The sequence below is a fragment of the Vibrio sp. 10N.261.52.A1 genome (assembly GCF_002876325.1).
GTDB classification, from domain to species: Bacteria; Pseudomonadota; Gammaproteobacteria; order Enterobacterales; family Vibrionaceae; genus Vibrio; species Vibrio chagasii.
In genome coordinates this window covers 1-2470 of sequence record NZ_MCYD01000764.1, presented here as the reverse complement: position 1 = coordinate 2470, position 2470 = coordinate 1, and the positions used below count along the sequence as shown (strand labels likewise).

The following is a 2470-nucleotide window of genomic DNA, read 5'->3' as shown; positions in this document are numbered from 1 at the left end:
GGTCCAATATAAACAAGGTTCATTAATGGAAAACACATTTTGGGGTGTTTTGAATGAATTGAAAGAGGCTAGAAGTATCAGCTCTTCGTGGGCAGGCGCTGTTGATCTTATATCTGGAGTTGGTGCAGTTCGTATGATGACAATTCATAAGAGTAAAGGGTTAGAATTTGAGGCAGTAATATTGATTGGACTAGAAGACTATTCATACTTCAGGAGAGACTTCAACCAGAATAAATTGGATGAAGAACGTTCAACTATATTTGTTGCTTTATCTAGGGCAAAGTCTAAATTACTAATATCTTGTACATTAACACGAGTACATTCAGGGAAATCCAAGTTTACACATGTGATGAGTATCATAAATGACTTGGCTAAGTTTGGGATGAGCAAACAGCGTGTTGAAAAATCGAATCTTCTAGAGGTCTGATTTCTATTTGAAAGTTAGTCATGAAGATAAAAAGGTCTGTGGGTATAAGCAGACCTTTTTACAATACAAAGTACTTAGTAATTAATTAGCTGTTATACATTTTCTCAAAGTTCTTTTGATTCCAACCAACCATGATTTGATCACCAATCTTTAGAACTGGAATAGAACGAGCACCCATTGCTTGAAGCTCCTTTCTTCCCCTTTGCATTTTCGCATTTGTAAGGCGGTACTTGTAACCTTTAGAGTCCAAGTAGCGTTGTGCATCTTTACAGTGAGGGCACTTGTCTGCGACATATAAAACAAGTCTTTTCATAATGGGTCTTAATTTCCTAATAGCTTTGCTGCATGAGGTAGAAGTGGCTGCATTGTACTGATAAATGAGAACACGTCATTAAACTTCGATAGTGTATCAAACATTCCCGTTTCTTTGATGGTATTTTGATATTGTTCATTACCATTGGACTGCATTACTACATGGCCACACATCCCTTCGACTGCATCTAGAACGGGTAGACTACCTGTGATTCGATAATCATCAATAGCATCTAATACATGCTTAATATGACGATTTAGGTGCTGTTTTAGTAGCGGGTCTAAATCTGAGGCAATGATCCTTTCCTGTAGTTCAGACACTTCTTTCTTTAGTTCAGCTAGCTCTTCTTCTGTTAATTCTTTGCTCTGAATATGAATAGAGTCCTGCTGCATGTCCAAAAACATAGAAATGGTATCAATCGAATCCCAGAAGGGCTTATTAAGAGTATTGCGAACATCCTGCCACTTGGTAAGAGGGTTAAGTTGAGTATGGGCGGTATTAAGGTTTTGAGAAATAGCGGAATATAAAGGGATGTTTTTGGATACCTCTAACACCTCATCAATTAGTTCATGAAGACTACCAAGTTTGACGAACATCTGAGTATTGCTTTTAGTCTCAAACATAGCTTTAAGTACAGTTTCAGTAGTCGTATGGGAAGGACTATAGATTTTATCTGAAATATAAGGTTGAACGAGTTTAGATAGTCGCTTAGCGGGGTTTGTTTTGATGGTGTTAGCTTCGTACATGGTTATCAATCTATTATGAGCTTTTTATCACAATATCATGAGTCTACATGAGGGATGAAGTATGGGATGTTAGTGTTGGGATTTAGTGCTGATTTAATTACGTACTTTACATTACTACGCTTTGGCATTCGTTAAGCGGTAAACAATCTTCTTAGAGTCCAAATATCTTTGGGCATCTTTACAGTGCGGGCATTTGTCTGCCACGTACAATACAACACGTTTCATCTTTACAGTCTCTTTTTGAGTCTAGCTCTTGGTGAATCTCGTTAAAGTGTAACGAATCCTAGGTGATTAGAAAAGTGTGATCAGTTACACTATGCGGCTCAATTTTCGACGTCACAACGTTTTGATGTGACGCAACTTGTACGGTCTTTCAGCATGCATCCTTCATTACGCTATATTCAAGGCTATCCTAAACACATTATCGATCCTGTTACTCAGCTTGTTGAGTCAGGTAAATTGGTGCCGTGGTTTGAAGCTCGCTACCCAAAGAATCATGAAATAAAAAGCGAGAAAGCCCTGTTTGATTATGCGATTGAGATTAAAAATCGCTATATGAAGAAAACACCACCCATTAGTAAAGTGATTTATGATGGCAAGATCCACCTAATCAACAATGCATTAGGTTTGCACTCTTATGTCGCCAAAAACCACGGTGGCAAGATCAAATCGAAGAATGAGATTCGTATCGCCAGTGTATTTCGCAATGCCCCTGAGCCTTTGTTGAGAATGCTAGTGGTACATGAACTGGCGCACATTAAAGAGAAAGACCACGACAAAGCCTTTTACCAACTATGCTGTCACATGGAACCGGAATATCATCAATTAGAGTTGGATGCCCGTTTGTTCATGATTTATTTAGATTTAAAGAAGTAGCCCAATGAGCCAATCACAAAAAAGAACCACGCTAAGCCTATCAAAAAACAGTGCTTCTGATAAAAACCGTAACAGTGCGGATTCAAAAGCGACTGGACAGAACAAAGC

The 2470-nt window shown here is 38.4% G+C and carries 4 protein-coding genes and 1 pseudogene; 2 read left to right on the top strand and 3 right to left on the bottom strand.

What is annotated here, in order from left to right:
- On the top strand, positions 1 to 427 hold a 427-nt coding region (locus BCT81_RS15825), incomplete at its 5' end, for a 3'-5' exonuclease (protein ID WP_198596908.1).
- Positions 428 to 512: 85 nt separating this feature from the next.
- Here BCT81_RS15825 and BCT81_RS15820 read toward each other — a convergent pair.
- The 3 genes and pseudogenes from BCT81_RS15820 to BCT81_RS15810 all read right to left on the bottom strand — a co-directional run.
- Positions 513 to 740 (bottom strand): glutaredoxin family protein, encoded by a 228-nt coding sequence (locus BCT81_RS15820; protein WP_023404816.1) that lies wholly within the window; start codon positions 738 to 740, stop codon positions 513 to 515.
- A gap of 8 nt (positions 741 to 748) precedes the next feature.
- Positions 749 to 1486 carry a hypothetical protein gene (locus BCT81_RS15815; protein WP_102425051.1) on the bottom strand — a complete coding sequence of 246 codons (738 nt, stop codon included), beginning with the start codon at positions 1484 to 1486 and terminating at the stop codon, positions 749 to 751.
- Between the two features lie 120 nt (positions 1487 to 1606).
- Positions 1607 to 1711 (bottom strand): annotated as a pseudogene (locus BCT81_RS15810) (glutaredoxin domain-containing protein); the annotation flags it as partial.
- Between the two features lie 153 nt (positions 1712 to 1864).
- Between BCT81_RS15810 and BCT81_RS15805 the strand changes: the two are divergent.
- On the top strand, positions 1865 to 2362 hold the full coding sequence (locus BCT81_RS15805) for a M48 family metallopeptidase (protein ID WP_061031460.1): 498 nt from the start codon (positions 1865 to 1867) through the stop codon (positions 2360 to 2362).
- The last annotated feature ends 108 nt before the right edge of the window (positions 2363 to 2470 follow it).